16 protein-coding genes are annotated in these 16449 nt (G+C 67.2%); 8 read left to right on the top strand and 8 right to left on the bottom strand.

Annotated features, from left to right (window positions below):
- Nucleotides 1-46 precede the first annotated feature (46 nt).
- Complete coding sequence (gene hutH / locus ACR65J_RS13335) at nt 47-1639, top strand: histidine ammonia-lyase (protein WP_440169684.1); 1593 nt, start codon at nt 47-49, stop codon at nt 1637-1639.
- A gap of 162 nt (nt 1640-1801) precedes the next feature.
- Nucleotides 1802-2047 carry a hypothetical protein gene (locus tag ACR65J_RS13340; RefSeq protein ID WP_440169687.1) on the top strand — a complete coding sequence of 82 codons (246 nt, stop codon included), beginning with the start codon at nt 1802-1804 and terminating at the stop codon, nt 2045-2047.
- 75 nt (nt 2048-2122) lie between these two features.
- On the opposite strand, the gene ACR65J_RS13345 is transcribed toward ACR65J_RS13340, so the two are convergent.
- Entirely contained in the window at nt 2123-2383 is a 261-nt protein-coding gene (locus ACR65J_RS13345; RefSeq protein WP_440169689.1) for a hypothetical protein, read from the bottom strand.
- Nucleotides 2384-2588: 205 nt separating this feature from the next.
- Between ACR65J_RS13345 and ACR65J_RS13350 the strand changes: the two genes are divergently transcribed.
- The gene (locus ACR65J_RS13350; protein WP_440169692.1) at nt 2589-3470 is read left to right on the top strand and encodes a fumarylacetoacetate hydrolase family protein; all 882 of its coding nucleotides are present in this window, start codon (nt 2589-2591) and stop codon (nt 3468-3470) included.
- Here the strand turns inward: ACR65J_RS13350 and ACR65J_RS13355 are convergent.
- From ACR65J_RS13355 to ACR65J_RS13370, 4 genes are read right to left on the bottom strand one after another with little or no spacing between them, the layout of a single operon-like run.
- Nucleotides 3467-3859, bottom strand: a complete 393-nt coding sequence (locus tag ACR65J_RS13355; protein WP_440169694.1) for a universal stress protein — start codon at nt 3857-3859, stop codon at nt 3467-3469. The two genes, ACR65J_RS13350 and ACR65J_RS13355, sit on opposite strands and share 4 nt — an antisense overlap.
- Before the next feature lie 51 nt (nt 3860-3910).
- Nucleotides 3911-5449, bottom strand: a complete 1539-nt coding sequence (locus ACR65J_RS13360; RefSeq protein WP_440169696.1) for a tripartite tricarboxylate transporter permease — start codon at nt 5447-5449, stop codon at nt 3911-3913.
- On the bottom strand, nt 5450-5953 hold the full coding sequence (locus ACR65J_RS13365; RefSeq protein WP_440169698.1) for a tripartite tricarboxylate transporter TctB family protein: 504 nt from the start codon (nt 5951-5953) through the stop codon (nt 5450-5452). It lies immediately after the preceding gene.
- Nucleotides 5950-6960 carry a Bug family tripartite tricarboxylate transporter substrate binding protein gene (locus ACR65J_RS13370; RefSeq protein WP_307431234.1) on the bottom strand — a complete coding sequence of 337 codons (1011 nt, stop codon included), beginning with the start codon at nt 6958-6960 and terminating at the stop codon, nt 5950-5952. Before ACR65J_RS13370 ends, ACR65J_RS13365 begins: the two co-directional genes overlap by 4 nt.
- 310 nt (nt 6961-7270) lie before the next feature.
- Between ACR65J_RS13370 and ACR65J_RS13375 the strand changes: the two genes are divergently transcribed.
- Together ACR65J_RS13375 and ACR65J_RS13380 are read left to right on the top strand one after the other, a co-directional pair.
- Nucleotides 7271-8851: a sensor histidine kinase gene (locus ACR65J_RS13375; protein WP_440170125.1), complete on the top strand. Its 1581-nt coding sequence runs from the start codon at nt 7271-7273 to the stop codon at nt 8849-8851.
- Nucleotides 8848-9513, top strand: coding sequence for a response regulator (locus tag ACR65J_RS13380; RefSeq protein WP_440169701.1), 666 nt, complete (start codon nt 8848-8850; stop codon nt 9511-9513). The genes ACR65J_RS13375 and ACR65J_RS13380 overlap by 4 nt, the downstream gene beginning before the upstream one ends.
- Before the next feature lie 33 nt (nt 9514-9546).
- Here ACR65J_RS13380 and hutG read toward each other — a convergent pair whose 3' ends face one another.
- A complete protein-coding gene (gene hutG, locus ACR65J_RS13385; RefSeq protein WP_440169703.1) occupies nt 9547-10497 on the bottom strand; it encodes a formimidoylglutamase in 951 nt (316 codons plus the stop codon).
- A gap of 201 nt (nt 10498-10698) precedes the next feature.
- Between hutG and ACR65J_RS13390 the strand changes: the two genes are divergently transcribed.
- On the top strand, nt 10699-12003 hold the full coding sequence (locus ACR65J_RS13390) for a cation:proton antiporter (RefSeq protein ID WP_440169705.1): 1305 nt from the start codon (nt 10699-10701) through the stop codon (nt 12001-12003).
- Nucleotides 12004-12083: 80 nt separating this feature from the next.
- Here ACR65J_RS13390 and ACR65J_RS13395 read toward each other — a convergent pair whose 3' ends face one another.
- A complete protein-coding gene (locus ACR65J_RS13395) occupies nt 12084-13526 on the bottom strand; it encodes an NCS2 family permease (protein ID WP_440169707.1) in 1443 nt (480 codons plus the stop codon).
- A 111-nt stretch (nt 13527-13637) separates the two neighbouring features.
- On the opposite strand from ACR65J_RS13395, the gene ACR65J_RS13400 reads away from it, so the two are divergent.
- On the top strand, nt 13638-14282 hold the full coding sequence (locus ACR65J_RS13400; RefSeq protein ID WP_440169709.1) for a copper resistance CopC family protein: 645 nt from the start codon (nt 13638-13640) through the stop codon (nt 14280-14282).
- Between the two features lie 55 nt (nt 14283-14337).
- On the opposite strand, the gene ACR65J_RS13405 is transcribed toward ACR65J_RS13400, so the two are convergent.
- Entirely contained in the window at nt 14338-14973 is a 636-nt protein-coding gene (locus ACR65J_RS13405; RefSeq protein ID WP_440170128.1) for an NAD(P)-binding protein, read from the bottom strand.
- Between the two features lie 425 nt (nt 14974-15398).
- Here ACR65J_RS13405 and ACR65J_RS13410 point away from each other — a divergent pair, with 425 nt between their 5' ends.
- Nucleotides 15399-16439: a universal stress protein gene (locus ACR65J_RS13410; protein ID WP_440169712.1), complete on the top strand. Its 1041-nt coding sequence runs from the start codon at nt 15399-15401 to the stop codon at nt 16437-16439.
- Nucleotides 16440-16449 lie beyond the last annotated feature (10 nt).

The following is a 16449-nucleotide window of genomic DNA, read 5'->3' on the forward strand; positions in this document are numbered from 1 at the left end:
ACGACAGGTACGGAGCAGTCGATGGAACCTCTTCAAGGAACCTAAATTGACTATCCTCACCCACGAACCGCTGACCGTCACCCTTGGGTCCGCCGGCGTCACGCCCCAGGATGTACTCGCCGTCGCGCGCCATGACGCAAAGGTCACCATTTCGCCGGAGGCCCTGGAAACCGTGGCCAAGGTCCGCGCCCACATCGACGACCTCGCCTCCAGCGACACCCCTGCCTACGGCATCTCCACCGGCTTCGGCGCCCTGGCCAACCGCCACATCCCCAACGAACTCCGCACCCAGCTGCAGAAGTCCCTGATCCGCAGCCACGCGGCAGGCATGGGGCCGGCAGTTGAGCGGGAAGTGGTCCGCGGCATCATGTTCCTGCGCGCCAAGACACTGGCGTCCGGCCGCACGGGCGTCCGTCCGGTGGTCCTGCAGACCATGGTGGACGTCCTCAACGCCGGGATCACGCCGGTGGTCCGCGAGTTCGGCTCCCTGGGCTGCTCGGGTGACCTGGCCCCGCTGTCACACTGCGCCCTGGTCCTGATGGGTGAAGGGGAAGCGGAAGGGCCCGACGGCGTCACATACGGTGGGCGCGGCGGGCGGCCGGTCGCCGAGCTGCTTGCAGAGCACGGCATCGAGCCCGTCACCCTCGCTGAAAAGGAAGGGCTGGCGCTGGTCAACGGCACGGAGGGCATGCTGGGCATGCTCCTCATGGCCATCGCGGACCTTCGCCAGCTCCTGGCGACGGCGGACATCACCGCCGCGATGAGCGTTGAGGCCCTGCTGGGCACTGACCAGGTGTTCCTGCCCGAGCTGCACGCCGCGCTGCGGCCGCACCCGGGGCAGGCGGCCAGCGCAGACAACATGCGCCGCGTGCTCTCGGACTCGCCGATTGTCGCCTCCCACAAGGTGGGGGACTCCCGCGTGCAGGACGCCTACTCGCTGCGCTGCGCCCCGCAGGTTGCCGGTGCTGTCCGCGACACCGTGGACCACGCCGAACTGGTGGCTACCCGGGAACTGGCGGCAGCCATCGACAACCCGGTGGTGCTTCCCGACGGCCGCGTCAGTTCAAACGGCAACTTCCACGGCGCGCCGGTGGCGTACGTCCTGGACTACCTGGCCATCGCCGTCGCGGACCTGAGCTCCATCGCTGAACGCCGGACGGACCGGATGCTCGACCCCGCCCGTTCACACGGCCTTCCGGCGTTCCTCGCGGCTGATCCGGGGGTGGACTCCGGCCTCATGATCGCCCAGTACACCCAGGCCGGCCTGGTCTCGGACAATAAGCGGCTGGCCGTGCCGGCATCGGTGGACTCCATTCCGAGCTCCGCCATGCAGGAGGACCATGTGTCCATGGGCTGGCACGCGGCGCGGAAGCTGCGCAAGGCCGTGGAGAACCTCCGCCGTGTCCTGGCCATCGAACTGGTGACCTCGGCACGGGCCCTGGACATCCGCACGCAGCTCTCCGGCGGCGTGCTGACCCCGGGACCTGCGGGCGCTGCGGTGGTGGCAGCGCTCCGCGAGGTGGTGGAGGGGCCGGGGACGGACCGTTTCCTGTCCCCGGAACTCGAAGCGGCTGACCGGCTGGTCGCATCAGGGGAGGTGCGGGCGGCGGCCGAATCCGCCGTCGGGCCCCTCGCCTGAAACCGAAGGATCTTCAAGGCCTGCTGCGCATCCGTCCGAAGTGCGGAATTTCCGGCGCCACGGCCCACCGTGGCGCCGGGAGTGTAGTAGAACTGAAGATGTAGTGAAAGTCACATCAAAGAGGCTGTGGCGGCAGAACGATACAAAGGGGTAGAAGTTCAAATGAAAGCACGTGGGGCAGTCCTGTCGAGGCGCAATGCCCATTCCGCCGCGGTATCCAACTGGAAGGCACTCCAGGCCGGGGACCGGGTCGAGATCATCAAGCATGCGCATGTGGTGGCAGCCGGGGAGGTGGAAGAGGTGTCGCAGAGCGGCAACGTCCTCTGGCTCGTGCCGGCTGGGCCCTCAGGTCCGGCCGAGAAGCAGCTCTTCCTGAAGTCCGACGGCGTTCAGGTCCGCCGCGGCTAGCAGTCCGGCCGGCAGCACCGAGCAACAAAAATCCCCGCACACCGTAACGGCGTGCGGGGATTTTTGTGGTTTTGGTCAGGCGGCGATGGACTCGTACGTTTCGCCAAACGGTACAGATTCATCCAGGGCTACCGTGTAGCGTCCCGGGTGCAGCCTGGTGACCAGGATGCCGCAGGCGGCCTCCTGTGCTGCAACCTCAATCAGTTCGGCCACCGCCTCTTCCAGTCCGGCGTGGACCTCATCGGCGCTGGAAAACTCCAGGCTGATGGACCGCGGGGCGGGTCCGTCGACGGTCTGGGCAGCGGTGGGAACGTGCTCCATGGTGGCTGTAGTCATGTACTGAACTTTCTGTGTTTCGTGCCAGGATGGCGTCACCATTCTACCGGCTGCTTCCGTCATACGTCAGATGACTGTCCTTTCCCAGGAAACGGAGACGGTCATAAAGCGTTCTGTTCCCGGCGCCAAAGGGAAATCAAGGACCATGGAAGCGGGTACCAGAGGGCCTGGAACCCGTATCGATACAGCTTGAGGAGAATCCGGTATGAGAATCATGCGCCTGGGCGAAATCGGCAGCGAACAGCCCGCCGTCCTGACGCCCTCAGCGGACGGCGCCGACCGGTATTTCAGCCTTCTGCCCCTTACCGCTGACGTGAACTGGGCATTCCTTGCCGCCGGCGGCCTGGACAAGGTCAGGGCCGCGCTGGAGGCGGGGGAGCTGCCGGTCCTGGAAGGGGCCGCTGAGCTCAGGGTTGGTTCCCCTGTGGCGCGGCCGGGCTCTGTAGTGGGCATTGGGATGAACTATGCCGCCCACGCCGCGGAATCGGGTGCGGAGCCGCCTACCATTCCCGTGGTCTTCCTCAAGCCCAGCAACACGGTCACCGGCCCCTTCGACCCGGCCCCGCTTCCGCCCCGCTCCACGCAATACGACTGGGAGGTGGAACTCGGGATCGTGATCGGCAGGGAGGCCAGCTACCTCGGCTCAACGGAGGAAGCTGCAGCCTGCATTGCCGGCTACGTCACTGCCAATGACTTTTCTGAACGGGAGTACCAGCTGCCGGGAGCCGCGGGCCAGTGGACCAAGGGAAAATCGCTTCCCGGGTCAACGCCCCTCGGTCCGTGGCTGGTTCCGGCAGCTGAAACCGACGGCGGGAACCTGAGGCTGCGCAGCTGGGTGAACGGTGAGCCGCGGCAGGATTCAACGTCGGCAGAGCTCATTTTCGATGCGCCCACGCTGGTCCACCACTGCAGCCAGTACATGCGGCTGGAGCCGGGCGACGTGATCCTCACCGGGACCCCGCAAGGCGTGGCCTTAAGCGGCCGTTTCCCCTACCTCCAGCCCGGCGACGTGGTGGAGGTAGAGGTGGAGGGCCTGGGCCGCCAACGCCAGGAGCTGTACCGGACCCGGGCGGCCACAGCGGTTTAGACCGCTTTCACGGCCAGGACCGGGCAGTCCGCTTCCAGCAGGATGCGCTGGGACGTGCTGCCCATGATCAGCTTGCCCACCGGGGTGCGGCGGCGCAGGCCGATCACGATCAGGTCGGCATTGTGCTCCTCGGCGGCATCCAGCACCTCGGCGGCGGCGTCATGGCCGCGGACGGGCCGCTTGACCAGGTACTGGATCCCCTGGCTGGCCAGCCGCTGCTCGATGTCCTGGATGTCGCCTTCCTGGGCAAAGCGGTTGTCCACGGCTGCCTCGCCCTTGGAGGAGTTGATCAGCACCAGGGTGGTGTTGCTCTTCCGTGCCTCGGTGATGGCCTGCGTCAGGGCAGCTTCGCCCTCGGGGGTCGGGACGTATCCCACAACGACCGTCATGGTGTCTCCTTGTTTCTGCTCGACATGGGTAGGTGGCTTTGGTGCGGCTGCTTAGTCACTGTAATCCGCTGCACCCGAGTTCGCGGGGAGCAGCGGCCGGCGCTCCGGCCGGTTGCGGCGGAACAGCTTGTAGACAAAGGGCCAGAGCAGGATGAGGCCAATGATGACATAGATGCCGACGGCGATCGGCTCACCAAGCAGCCCTGCCGGGTCGCCGGCGCTCAGCTGGAGGGTCTTGCGGAGCTGCCCTTCGATCCGCGGGCCCAGGATCACGCCGAGGATCAGCGGCAGCACGGGAAGCCCGAAGCGCCGCATCATGAACCCGAGTGCGCCCAGGACCAGCAGGATCACCAGGTCGAACGCCTGCAGGTTCACCGAGTAGGCGCCAAGCGTGGCGAAGAACAGGATGCCCGCGTACAGGTACGGCCGGGGCAGCTGGAGCAGCTTGGCCCAGAGCGGTGCCAGCGGCAGGTTGATAATCAGGAGCAGCAGGTTGCCGATGAACAGGCTGGCGATCAAGGCCCACACCAGGGGCCCCTGGCTTTCGAAGAGCTGTGGACCCGGCTGGATGCCGTAGCTCGTGAAGGCAGCCAGCATCACGGCCGCGGTGGCGTTCGTGGGCAGTCCCAGCGCCAGCATGGGGGTCAGGGTGCCGGCGGCCGCAGCGTTGTTGGCTGCTTCCGGACCGGCCACGCCTTCGATGGCGCCCTTGCCGAACTCTTCGGGGTGCTTGCTGAGGCGTTTTTCCGTCACGTAGGACAGGAACGTGGGGATCTCGGCGCCACCGGCCGGCAGGGCACCGAACGGGAAGCCGAAGGCGGTGCCGCGCAGCCACGGCCTCCAGGAGCGCTTCCAGTCGGACTTGCCCATCCACGGCTGACCCACCGGGATGGCGTGCAGGGGAGTGCGGCGCAGGTGTGCCGCCACCCAGAGGGCCTCGCCCACGGCGAAGATGGCCACGGCCACCACCACGATGTCCAGGCCGTCCGCCAGGAGCGGCTGGCCGAACGTCAGGCGGCGCTGGCCGGTCACGGAGTCCATGCCCACCAGGCCGATGGCCAGGCCGAGGCCCAGGGAGGCGAAACCGCGCAGCCGGGACGAGCCGAGTACGGCCGTGACGGCCAGCAGGGCCAGCACCATGATGGCGAAGTAGCTGGGGGCGCCCAGGCTCACGGCGAACTTCACCACGATCGGTGCGCAGACGGCCAGCAGTGCCGTGCCGATGGTGCCGGCGACGAATGAGCCGATTGCCGCCGTCGCAAGTGCCTGTGCCGCGCGGCCAGCCTTGGCCATCTTGTTGCCTTCGATGGCCGTGACCACCGAGGACGACTCACCGGGGGTGTTGAGGAGGATGGAGGTGGTGGAGCCGCCGTACATGCCGCCGTAGTAGATGCCGGCGAACATAATGAAGGCGCTGGTGGGTTCCAGGGCGTACGTGACGGGAAGCAGCAGGGCCACGGTCATGGCCGGGCCCAGGCCCGGGAGGACGCCGACGGCGGTGCCCAGGATGACGCCGATCACGGCGTACAGGAAATTCATGGGGGTGAGGGCGGTGGCGAAGCCGTCCATCAGGGAGGACCAGACGTCCATTTAGAGGATTCCTTCCAGGAGGCCGGCCGGCAGTGCGATGCCCAGGCCGAGGTAGAAGCCGTAGAAGGTCAGCAGGGACAGGGCCACGGAGATCAACCCGTCCCGGACAAAGTGGCGGCTGCCCAGGGCCAGGACGCTGCCCCAGAACAGGACCGTTCCGGAGACCACCCAGCCGGCCCAGTCGATGAGCAGGATGTTCAGGATGAAGGCACCGGCCAGCGGCAGGACGGTCTTCCAGTCGGCGGGGTGCGCCAGGTCGACGTCCTCGCCGCCCTCGGCCTCACCCTTGCCGCCGCGCAGGACGTTGATGGCCAGCAGGACGGCGCAGACCACCAGCATCCCGGCCACGATGAACGGGACGGTCTTGGGCCCAACCGGATCAGACTTCGAATACGGGGTTACCAGGCCGTTGGCGTCAAGGAAGACCAAGACGCCGGCCGCCCCGAGCAGGAGTGCAACTCCCAGCTCGGAGCGGCCTTTGAGACCTGTGGTCAGGGACGTCACGCCAGCCCAAGCTTGGTGAGGACGTCGGCCACCCGCTTGTCCTGCTCGGTCAGGAAGGTCTTGAACTGGTCGCCGGTGATGAAGGCATCGGTCCAGCTGTGGGTCTTCAACGCTTCCTTCCAGCCCTCAGTGCCGTGCATCTTCTCCAGGGCTGCGATCAGGGCCGCCTTATCCTTGTCGCTGATGCCCGGAGGGGCCACGACGCCGCGCCAGTTGGTGAATACCAGGTCGATGTTGGATTCTTTGAGCGTGGGTGCGTCAACGCCGTCAAGGCGCTTCTCGCCACTGGTGGCCAGGACGCGGACCTCGCCGGATTCGATCTGCTTCAGGTACTCGCCGGCGCCGGAAGCGGCGAAGCCCAGCTTGTTGCCCAGGATGGCGGGCAGGAGGTCGCCGCCGCCGTCGTAGGAGACGAAGTTGACCTTGGTGGCGTCGATGCCCACGGCACCCGCAAGCTGCATGGGCAGCAGGTGGTCCGGACCGCCGGGGGAGGAGCCGCCGCCCACGGAGATGGAGCCGGGATCTGCCTTCCAGGCCTTCACCAGGTCATCGATCGTCTTGTAGGGCGAATCCTTGCTGACCATGATGGCGCCGGGCTCTTCGATGAGGCGGGCCAGCGGGGTGGTGTCCGTCAGCTTTGACTCGGACTTGTTGGTATAGCTGGCACCCACAACGCCCAGGCCCATGAGCATGGCAAGGTCGCCGTTGCCCTTCTCGTTGACTATCCGGGCAAGGCCCACGGTGCCACCGGCGCCGGCCAGGTTGAACACCTCGGTGTTGGTGGAAATCTTCTCGTCATCGAGGACCTTTGCGGCGGCGCGGGCCGTGGTGTCGTAGCCGCCGCCGGGCGTGTTGGGGACCATGATCTGAAGGCCGGTGATGGGTCCGGCTGCGGCGCCGGAGCTTTCCGAACCGGTGGAGCTCTTGCCGGTGGCACCGCAGCCGGTGGCCATCAGGGCGATGCCGGCGGCGACGGCGGCAACTCGCAATGCGCGGATCTGGCGCATGTGTTCCTCTTCTCTCAAAAACAAATCTGGTCAGCACCGGCTTACTTGTGGTTCCGATGCCTTGTGGTTCCGATGCTAGGGGCGGCCGTGACGGTGATCACGCTTGTGTACGCAGAGAAAGTTGTGTTCATTGCGTTCACATTTCCGAATCCCCACAGCGGCCCTGCTGCGGGCTTTGGGATATAGTTCCCGGTACCACCCCAGGCGCTGCGCCCCATATTCCTGCGCGCACCGCGGCCTGCCCGATCCGCCGGACAACCCCTTGCCCTGCCGCAACACCAGGAAGACCATTGTGACTCGACGACGAGGAATGTCCCTTGCGGGGCAGTACCTTCTGCTGCAGTTGCTCATAGTCCTGGCGGTCCTGGTGGGCGTCGTTGCCATCTCCCTTGCCCAGTCCGCCGCAGCGTTTGAACGGATCGAGGGCCGGCGGGCCTTGTCGGCAGCGGAAGCTTTGGGCGGCAACCCGGTGGTGCGGGAACTCCTTCCGGAGACAGAGCCGCGCGGCGGGGCAGTACTGCCGGCCGTGGCGGAGTCCGTGCGGATCGTCTCCGGCTCGTCCCGGGTGGCGCTGGCACGTATCGACCGCACCGTAGTGGCGTCCTCTGATCCCAGCCTCCTCGGTGAGCCGTTGGAACTCGGTGCCAGCAGGGTGATGGAAGGCCGCGCCTGGACCGGAGTGGTGGGCGGGACCCCCGCCCCGCTCCTGTCGGCCCACGTTCCGGTCCTGGATGACACCGGGCGCATGATCGGCATCGCCTCCATCAGCCGCAACTATCCAACGGTGCTCGAACGCCTTGGCGACGCCGTCCCCAACCTCCTCACTTACCTGGGCGTAGCAAGTGTCCTGGGCATCGCGGGCTCGCTGCTGCTGTCCCGCCGCGTCAAGCGGCAGACGCTGGGAATGGAGCCGAGCGAAATCACCAGCCTGGTGGAAAACCGCGAGGCCATGCTGCACGGCCTCAAGGAGGGCGTCGTGGCGCTGGACCTGCACGAACGGATCACGGTGGCCAACCACAGTGCGCGTGCCCTTCTGGGCCTCCCGCCTGACTGTGTGGGCAAGCGCGTGGCCGCCCTCGCCGTCGAGCCCGCCCTCAAGGAAGTCCTCACCCGCGAGCAGCCGGGGCCGGACCAGTTGGTGCTGGTGGGCGACCGGCTGGTGGTGATGAACAGGATGCCCTTCCAGTCCCGCGGCCGGGTCGTCGGCTCGGTGACCACGCTGCGCGACCGGACGGAACTCTCGGAACTGGAGCATGAGCTCGGCACCACCCGCACCGCCACGGACACGCTGCGCGCCCAGGCGCACGAGTTCGCCAACCAGCTCCACGTCATCTCCGGCCTGATCCAAATCGGCGAGTACGATTCGGTAGTCCAGTTCGTCAACGGGGCCACCGTGGACCGGACCCGGCTCAATGACGAAGTGGGCGCCCGCATCAAGGACCCCGCGCTCGCCGCCCTGCTGATCGCCAAGTCGAGCCTCGCCACCGAACGGGGCGCGGCCCTGCAGCTGGACGCGGCCTCCGCGCTGGACAAGGTTGATGACGGGCTGTCCCGGGACCTCACCACCGTGGTGGGGAACCTGGTGGACAACGCGTTCGACGCCGTCACGGGGCTCCCGCAGGCAGCCGTCACGGTGCGGGTGGATGGCAAGGCCGGGGGAGACGTGGTGGTCACCGTGCGGGATAACGGCCCGGGTGTTCCCGGCGGCTCCACCGACCACATCTTCCGCCAGGGCTTCACCACCAAGGACCCTGGCCCGGCCGGCGGCCGCGGCTTCGGGCTGGCGTTGTCGCGGGCAGTGTGCCGCAGGAGCGGCGGGAACCTGACGGTGGCCAACGATAATGGGGCAGTCTTTACCGCCGTGCTGAAACGAGGGAGTACCAGGCCGTGATCAAGGTTTTGATCGTCGATGACGATTTCATGGTGGCCAAGGTGCATGCCGGCTTCATCCAGCGCACGCCCGGTTTCAGCGTGGTGGGGGCCGCCCATACCGGAGTGCAGGCCGTTGCCGAGACCGAACGCCTCCAGCCCGACCTGGTGCTGCTGGACATCCACCTGCCCGACATCAACGGCCTGGACCTGATGCAACGCCTCCGCGCTGTCGCTCCGGAGCTGGACGTGCTGGTGATCAGTGCCGCCCGCGAGGTCGAGACGGTCCGGAAAGCGCTGCGCGGCGGCATTGTCCACTACCTGATCAAGCCTTTCTCCCAAACAGACCTGCAGGAGAGGCTGGAGCACTACCGCAATGCCTACCAAGGCTTGGATGCGTCCAAGGACGTGGCCGAACAGTCGGACGTCAACCGCGTGTTCGGCCTGGACCGCGCTGAACGGCCGCTGCCCAAAGGCTGCAGCATCGAGACGCTGAAGCTGGTGGAGGCGGCCCTCAACGCTGCCGCCGGAGACGTGTCCGCGGCCGAGATGGCCGAGGAGTTGGGCACCTCCAGGGTCAGCGCCCGCCGCTACCTCGAATACCTGCACGACGAAGGAACGCTGGACGTTCGGCTCAAGTACGGGGTGGGACGGCCCGAACGCCGGTACGTCCTGAAGGCCTGACGGGGCCAAAAACCCACCGCCGGGCCAAGGCCGTCAGCGCAGCAGCGTGTCCACCAGCCTCGCCCCGGTCCGGGCCGTCCGGCCATCAATATCGAAGGCCGGATTGAGCTCCGCCACGTCCAGGTGCAGCAGCTTGCCGCTCCGCGCCACCTGCCGGCATACCGCCGAAATGACCGGAAGCGGCACGCCGTAGGCTGCCGGCGCGCTTACCCCGGGTGCCACCGCGGCGGGCAGCACGTCCAGGTCGATGGTCAGGTACAGGACGTCGATCTCCGCCAGGAAGGCCGTCACGAAGTCCCGCACCCGGTCCGCTTCACAGTCCTCGTCCAGCAGGTACCGGACGCCCAGCTTTTCCGCGGTGTCGAACAGGACCTGGGTGTTGTTCGGTTCCGAGATGCCGACGACGGTGTAGCGGAATTCGCGCCCGGCGTCCGCTTCCGCGCGGGCCATCTGCAGGAACGGCGTGCCGGAGCTCGCCACCGGCTCGTCGCGGAGGTCGAAGTGCGCGTCGAGGTTCAGGACGCCGAGGCGCTGCCCGCCTTGAACTGCGGCTGACGTGCTGACGCCGAGGTAACTGGCGTAGGCGGTTTCGTGGCCGCCACCCAGCACAACAGTCTGGTGGCCGGCGTCGAGCAGGGCTGCCAGCACCTGGCCAAGCCGTTCCTGGCCGGCCTCGAGGTCTTCCCCGGAGACCACTACGTCACCAGCGTCCGTCACCGCGCGGTCCAGATGGAAGGCCAGCGGGCCCAGCGCTTTCCGCAGCGCCGCCGGGGCGGCGGCTGCGCCGGTGCGCCCCTTGTTGCGGCGCACCCCCTCATCGCTGGCGAAGCCCAACAGGGCAGCGGGCCTGGTTCCCGGCGTGGGCTGTGCCGGACCGGAGCTGGTGACGGCCTGCCACCAGCGGCGGTGGCCAGGACCGTCACCGTCGAACCTGCCGGTCCAGGGCTGGGGCGGGACGTCGACGGCGGGAAGCTTGAGGGACATGACTCAAGCTCACCGCATGCCAAGCACGAAAACCAGCACCGCCGCCGTCGTCCTGTCCGGGATGCAAGAACCGGGTGCATCAGGCGCTCGCGGGGAACGGCCCGCCTGGTGGGTACGGGGAATAGGGTGGGACGGTTGGTCCGCAGCAGTTGCTGCGGGTCCTGCCCGCCGGCAATGAAACAATTCCAGGCTGGAGAGCCCATGTTTGAAGCCCCCGATATTCTCTTTGCCGCCGCGGGAGTGGCCGTGTTCATCGCGGCGGTCCTGCCCAAGCTGCTGCGCGATATACCCCTGTCCATGCCGATGGTCTTCCTGGGCGCAGGGATGGGTGCGTTTGCGCTGATCCCCTCGCTGCCGGACCCGGACCCCGTGGGACACAGCGACTTCGTCATGCACCTTGCGGAGGTTTGCGTCATCATCTCGCTGATGGGTGCAGGGCTGGCCCTGGACCGGCCGGTGGGACGCAGGCGCTGGTCCACCACATGGCGGCTCCTGGGCATCGCCATGCCGCTCTGCATTGTGGGCTTGACCCTGCTCGGCATGTGGTTCCTTGGCCTTGGGCTGGGCGCGGCGCTGCTGGTGGCGGCCAGCCTGGCGCCCACGGACCCCGTCCTGGCCTCGGAAGTGCAGGTGGGCGAGCCAGCCGACCAGGATGAATCCACGGACAAGGAGGACGAGGTCCGCTTCGGCCTCACCTCGGAGGCCGGGCTCAACGACGGGTTGGCGTTCCCGTTCGTGTACCTCGCCATTGCCATCAGCGTCGCCGGGGCCAGCCCGTCCGCCTGGTTCGCGGAATGGTTCGGGCTGGACGTGTTGTGGCGGCTTGCCATCGGGCTTCTCGTGGGCTTCCTGACCGGCAAGCTACTCGCCAGGCTGTTCTTCTCAACCCGCGCTGAAAGTCTGCGCCTGTCCAACCACTCTGAAGGGTTCGTGGCCTTGGCGGCGACGTTCCTGGCGTACGGGTTGACGCAGATGGTGGCGGGCTACGGGTTCATTGCGGTGTTTGTCTGTGCGGTGACCATCCGGGCTGCAGAACGTACCCACGGCTACCACCGGGTGCTCCACTCCTATGTGGAGCAGTTGGAACGGCTCCTGACGGTGGTGATCCTGGTCCTGCTCGGCGGTGCCATCGCCCGCGGACTGCTCGCCGGCATCGGGCCGGCGGAACTGCTGGTGGCACTTGCTTTCCTGCTGGTGGTGCGGCCGCTGGCGGGCTGGCTGGGCCTGCTGGGCGGCAAGACCGGCCCGCGGGAACGGGTGGCGCTGTCCTTCTTTGGCATCCGCGGAATCGGTTCCCTGTACTACCTGGCCTTTGCGCTGGGCGAAGGCCACTTCACGGGCCAGGCGCAGTGGCTCTGGTCCTTCATCGGGCTGGTGGTGGCGCTGTCCATCGTGATCCACGGCGCCACCACCTCGCCCCTGATGAACCGGCTCGACCGGCTGCGCCAGAAGAAGGCGCTGGCAGTGTCGGGCGACGAGGGGCTCGCCCCAAACACCCCGGTCTAGGCCCCCGGTCATGGAAACCCCGGTGTAAACAAAAGGGCTGGTACGGCAGACGCCGCACCAGCCCTTTCCTTGCGCAGGTGTTACTTCATCCCCAAAGCCGCCTCGATGGGGCCGATGGCGAAGAACAGCGCGAACGCAGCGGCTACGGCCCACATCAGCGGGTGGATGTCCCTGACCCTGCCCTGGACCGTGCGGATCAGGACGTAGGCGATGAATCCTGCACCCAGGCCGTTGGCGATGGAGTAGGTGAAGGGCATCAGGGTGAAAGTGAGGAACGCGGGGATGGCGATGCCCCAGTCCTGCCAGTCGATCTTGCCCACCTGGGAGACCATCATGAAGCCCACCACCACCAGTGCCGGGGCCACGGCCTCGAAGGGCACCAGGTTGATCAGCGGCGTGAAGAACATGGCCACCAGGAACAGCAGGCCGGTGACGATGGAGGCGACGCCCGTGCGGGCGCCTTCGCCGATGCCGGCACCGGCTTCGACGTAGATCTGGTTGGAGGAGACGGAGGCGCCGCCGCCGATAATGGCGCCGAGTGCGTCTACCTGGAGCACGCGGTCGACGTCGGGAATGTTGCCGTGTTCATCCACCGTGCCGGCTTCGTTGGCCAGGCCCACCATGGTGCCCATGGCGTCGAAGAAGATGCTCAGCAGGATGACGAAGGCCAGCAGCGAGGCGGCAACGAAGCCGAGGTGCTCGAACGCGCCGAACGGGTTGGCCTTGCCGATCAGGGAGAGGTCCGGTGCGGCCCAGCCGGAGAACGCCGGAGCCACCAGTGACCAGCCCTGCGGGTTGAAGTTCTTGCCGTCGAAGCTGGGGCCGATGTGCAGGGTCGTCTCAAGGATGACGGACAGCACCGTGGAGGTGATGATGCCGATCAGGATGGCGCCCTTGACCTTGCGCACCACCAGGGCGATGGTCAGGATCAGGCCGAACACGAACACTGCAGTGGGCCAGCCCAGGAGCTTGCCTTCAAAGCCCAGGCCAACCGGAACGGTGGTGCCTGCGACATCCGGGATGCGCCGGACGAACCCGGCGTTGACCAGGCCGATCAGGGCAATGAACAGGCCGATGCCGACAACGATGGCCGTCTTCAGGCCGTCCGGCACCGCCTTGAACACGGCGGTGCGGAAGCCGGTGAGGACCAGGATCAGCATGGTGACGCCGGAGAGGACCACCAGGCCCATCATGTCCGGCCAGGTGAGCCCCGGATTGGTGGCCACGGTGACGGCCACGAACGCGTTGACGCCCAGGCCGGTGGCCAGGGCGAAGGGGTGCCTCCCCCAGGCCCCCATGAGGATGGTAAGGATGCCTGCCACCAGTGCGGTCACGGCAGCCACTGCGGTGAAGCCCAGCGTGGTGCCGCTGGAGTCCGGGCCGGACAGGATCAATGGATTCAGTACCACGATGTAGCTCATGGCGAAGAACGTGGCGAACCCGCCGCGGATCTCGCGGGAAAGGTTGGAACCGCGCTCGGTGACCCTGAAATACCGGTCCAGGGCAGAGCCTTGCTTAAGCATTAGTCCTCCGGGGAAGTGTGTGGGGATACCTGCATCCTAAGGGAGCGGCAGGGAGTGGGCCGGCAAATTCGCCTAGTCTGTAAGGAAGCCAACACGAGGAGCAGCCCCATCATGCGCCAGGTCCGCCGCCAGTTGCTGAGCCTTGTGCTCGGTGTATTTGTCATTGCATTCGCTGCGCTGGGCCTGGCGGGCCCGGCCTCCGCGCATGATGCTGCTGAGTCCACCAGTCCGGCGCAGGGGGCTTCGCTGGCGGCCCCGCCGAACGAGGTTTCCGTGACCTTCAGCAACAAGCCGCTGGGCATCGGCTCGTCCTTCTCCGTCAAGGATGCCGGCGGCACCGAGTGGGCTGACGGCTCGGTGCAGATCGTTGACAACGTGGCTACCCAGAAGCTGCGGCCCGGCGGTCCGGCGGGGATGTACACGGTGGCGTGGCGCGTGGTGAGCTCGGACTCGCATCCCATCGAGGGAACGTTCACCTTCACAGCGGCGTCCGGTGCCGCTTCGGCGGGGACGCCTACAGCGGGAAGTTCGACGGCGGCGGGCGCGGTCCCGGGCATGGGCACCGCACAGCCGGGAGTCACGGAAGAGCCCTCGGAGCCGGCCAGCGCAGGTGAGCCGTTCCAGTGGAGCATTGTCATTTTTGCGGTGGTCGCCGTGGGGCTGCTGGTGGCGCTCGGCGTCATCGCCCGGCGCAGGCTCACCGGGGACGGAGAGGCCGAAGACGAAGGGGAGCCAGGGGACAGGGCCGGGGTGTAGCACCCGTCGGCAAGGCCGGATCTCTCCAGCCTCGCGGCGCGTACCCGGGCCGAAGTCAGCAGCCCAGCACAGCAAAGCTTCCCGTTGCCGGGAAGACGCCGGTAGACGGGTGGGCGCCGTCCGGATTGACCTTGGTGGAGATGGCCTGCCCCACGGTCTTGGCCTGGCGCAGCACTTCTTTGGGCGATGGGGTGATGAGTTCGCCCACTCCCACCAGGTAGATGCCGATGGCCCGCATGGCTGCTGCCACGTTCCGGCCCACGGCAATGCCGAAGTCGTTGAGCATGCGCCGCAACTGGCTGTGGGCGCAGCGGGTGAGCACGATGTGGTCTGCCACCAGGAGGCCGGTGGGGGTGTGCACCTGCCACTGAGGCGCGGCTTGGTCCGGTGCTTCAAGCATGGTCAGCTGGACTGCGCGGGTGGTGTTCCGTACGTCCACGCTGTGGCTTGCGGCGTAATTGCGCAGGTGGCGCAGGATTTCGTTGCGCTCGCGGAGGGTGCCGCTGTCCGCCGCATCGCAGCGCTGCAATGACGTGGTATTCGCGGGCTGGGCCTGGCCCAGGATGTCCAGGCCGTCCACCACGATGGCGTCGACCCGGTGGCGGCGCAGCTCAGCGGCCACGGCCAGTCCGGAGAGCCCGGTGCCAATGACGACAGTGGTGGTCTGTTCGGTCCCGGCATTCCCAGGCATGCTTGACACTACAGTTTCCCTCCTTTGGAGCTTCGGCAGGTGCCGGCATCCTCGCCGGCTCGCGTCCCGTTACCCCCAAGTACGGTCATAGCGCATGGCCGGGACCGAACAGACAGGAAGATGCCGTTGGCGTCCCGGACCAACAATGTCCTGAAGACTACAGAACAAATCCGGCCGTGGATAGCCCAACGAAGAAAACATTTTCTTCGTGTGAAGGCGCTTTCCGGAACCCACCCGAAACGTTGTGGATAACTACGCCCATCCGCCCCTGAACAGGCTTGCTAAGCCATAGGGGACGGAGAATAGTGGGGATCGGGAGCGGTCCTTTTCCTGCCGGTGCCACTGCCGGGCCGGGTGCGCAGGGAACGGCCCGTTTTCTGGCAGAATAGCCGCAACATCAGGCGTATCGCGAGGAGGCGGCCCCCATGGGCTCACGAGAGTTGCATCCGGACCCGGCCCGGGACGGTGGGGGTGGCTCAGCCGCTCCCCACGGCATCGTGGTGGGCGTTGACGGTTCGGACCATGGCCAGTGCGCCTTGGTGTGGGCCGCGCGGGAAGCCCAGCGCCGCCGTCGTCCGCTGCATATCGTCACCGCCTACTCAGTGCCCATCTTCGCCGCGTCCGGCCTGGACGGGGGCTACGCCACGGTGGATGATTCCGTGATCCGTGAAGGCGCCGAGGCCATTGCCCGGCAGGCCTTGGAGAAGGTCGCCGCCTACGACGTGGACGTCAGTTCCTCCGTAGAGAACGGCGACGCCGCAGGAGTCCTGCTGGACATATCCGAGACTGCGGAACTCCTGGTGGTTGGCACCCGCGGCCGCGGCGGCTTCGTGGGGCGGCTCCTGGGATCCGTCAGCAGTGCCCTGCCCGCCCATGCAAAGTGCCCCACGGTGACAGTCCCGTTGTTCTGCTCGGACCGGCTCGGTGAGACCACGGAGGACCGCCGCGTCAAGGCCGAGCAGGCCAAATCCGGGCATCGGCCGGTGGAGAACGTGGTGGTGGTTGGCGTGGACGGCTCCGAGCAGGCCCGCGTGGCCGTCCTCGAAGCAGCGGACCAGGCCGAACGCCTTGGCGCGTCCCTCCGCGTGGTCTGCGCCGTGCCCCAATACAGCGGCTCCCTGGCCTGGGTTCCGGCCCCTATGGACCGCAAGGCCCTGTTCGACGACATCCGGGTCACCCTCGATGCGGGCATGGCATGGCTCCGCAGCCATTACCCCAACCTGCAGGCAGGCTACGAGCTGAAGGACGGCTCGCCGGTGGACGTGCTCGTTGAGGAAAGCCGGCACGTGGAACTGGTGGTGGTGGGTACCCGCGGCCGTGGCGGCTTCACCGGAATGCTCCTGGGCTCAACGTCAGACGGTGTGCTCCACCACGCCAAGGGACCGGTCATGGTGGTCCCGGACCGGGACGACCCCCGCCTGGCCGACCGCGGACGCTTCGGCCCCATCCTGGGCGACGCCGCCTAGCCCGCACCGT

It is taken from the genome of Arthrobacter sp. SAFR-044 (genome assembly GCF_059414985.1).

Excerpts from the sequence above, each read along its gene's own strand:
- ACR65J_RS13345 (WP_440169689.1), bottom strand. The coding sequence starts at position 2,383 with ATGACTACAGCCACCATGGAGCACGTTCCCACCGCTGCCCAGACCGTC.
- ACR65J_RS13405 (WP_440170128.1), bottom strand. The coding sequence starts at position 14,973 with ATGCCTGGGAATGCCGGGACCGAACAGACCACCACTGTCGTCATTGGC.
- ACR65J_RS13395 (WP_440169707.1), bottom strand. The coding sequence starts at position 13,526 with ATGCTTAAGCAAGGCTCTGCCCTGGACCGGTATTTCAGGGTCACCGAG.
- hutG (WP_440169703.1), bottom strand. The coding sequence starts at position 10,497 with ATGTCCCTCAAGCTTCCCGCCGTCGACGTCCCGCCCCAGCCCTGGACC.
- ACR65J_RS13370 (WP_307431234.1), bottom strand. The coding sequence starts at position 6,960 with ATGCGCCAGATCCGCGCATTGCGAGTTGCCGCCGTCGCCGCCGGCATC.
- ACR65J_RS13410 (WP_440169712.1), top strand. The coding sequence starts at position 15,399 with ATGGGCTCACGAGAGTTGCATCCGGACCCGGCCCGGGACGGTGGGGGT.
- ACR65J_RS13400 (WP_440169709.1), top strand. The coding sequence starts at position 13,638 with ATGCGCCAGGTCCGCCGCCAGTTGCTGAGCCTTGTGCTCGGTGTATTT.
- ACR65J_RS13355 (WP_440169694.1), bottom strand. The coding sequence starts at position 3,859 with ATGACGGTCGTTGTGGGATACGTCCCGACCCCCGAGGGCGAAGCTGCC.
- ACR65J_RS13360 (WP_440169696.1), bottom strand. The coding sequence starts at position 5,449 with ATGGACGTCTGGTCCTCCCTGATGGACGGCTTCGCCACCGCCCTCACC.
- ACR65J_RS13340 (WP_440169687.1), top strand. The coding sequence starts at position 1,802 with ATGAAAGCACGTGGGGCAGTCCTGTCGAGGCGCAATGCCCATTCCGCC.
- ACR65J_RS13375 (WP_440170125.1), top strand. The coding sequence starts at position 7,271 with ATGTCCCTTGCGGGGCAGTACCTTCTGCTGCAGTTGCTCATAGTCCTG.
- ACR65J_RS13390 (WP_440169705.1), top strand. The coding sequence starts at position 10,699 with ATGTTTGAAGCCCCCGATATTCTCTTTGCCGCCGCGGGAGTGGCCGTG.
- ACR65J_RS13350 (WP_440169692.1), top strand. The coding sequence starts at position 2,589 with ATGAGAATCATGCGCCTGGGCGAAATCGGCAGCGAACAGCCCGCCGTC.